A 785-nucleotide genomic window follows, 5' to 3' on the forward strand; every position below is an offset into this window, starting at 1 on the left:
GAAGGCCAGATAGTCCGGACCGACGAAGGTCGCGGCCAGCGCACGGTGCGAGGCCATCACACCCTTCGGCAGACCCGTCGAGCCCGACGTGAACATCACGCACGCGACGGATTCGGGCGATCCGCCCGTCTCCACGGCAGCCCCGGAGAGCCCACTGACCTCGGCGATGTCAGCCGTCAGGTCGACGACCACCGCGCTCGTGGACAGCGCCGGCAGATGCGTCTGGGTGATGAGAGCCGCCGGCGCGACCTGCTCAAGAACGCCGTTCAGCTCGAGCATCGTGTACCCGGCGCCCGCCTTCAGCACCGCGAGCAACCCGGCCACCATCTGCGGCGAACGCTCCACATGCACACCCACCAGATCCCCCGGACCCACACCCCGACCCGTCAGATGACGAGCCAGCCGGTTCGACCAGACATCCAGCTCCCCGTACGACACCACCTGATCCTCGAACGAGTTCCGGACCGTGGGTCCGCGCGCCGGCCCACGCGGCGAGCTGTTCACGCTCGTCCTCCTGGAGCAGCGCCATCGCGCCGACGCGGGCGTCGGGTTCGGTCGCGGCGGACTCCAGGAGCAGCAGCATGCGGTCGAGCAGACGTGTGATCGTCTCGGGTCCGTAGAGGTCGGTGGCGTACTCCACGGTGATGTCGAGCCCGTCGGGGCTGCCGTCGGCCGTACGCCGCTCACCGAACGCGAAGGTCAGATCGAACTTCGCGATCCGCAGCTCCGGAGCCACGAACTCCGCCCGCAGATCCCCGAGCCCAGGTGCGCCCACCGCCGTGTCA

The 785-nt window shown here is 69.3% G+C and carries 1 protein-coding gene and 1 pseudogene; both read right to left on the reverse strand.

Annotated features, from left to right (window positions below; translation table 11 throughout):
• Positions 1-504 (reverse strand): AMP-binding protein (locus IF00_RS46615; protein ID WP_280922645.1); only part of this gene is annotated, 504 nt, incomplete at its 3' end.
• A gap of 49 nt (positions 505-553) precedes the next feature.
• Positions 554-775 (reverse strand): annotated as a pseudogene (locus IF00_RS48220) (hypothetical protein); the annotation flags it as partial.
• Between the last annotated feature and the right edge of the window lie 10 nt (positions 776-785).

It is taken from the genome of Streptomyces flavochromogenes (assembly GCF_000717595.1).
In the GTDB taxonomy this organism is placed as follows: Bacteria; Actinomycetota; Actinomycetes; order Streptomycetales; family Streptomycetaceae; genus Streptomyces; species Streptomyces flavochromogenes.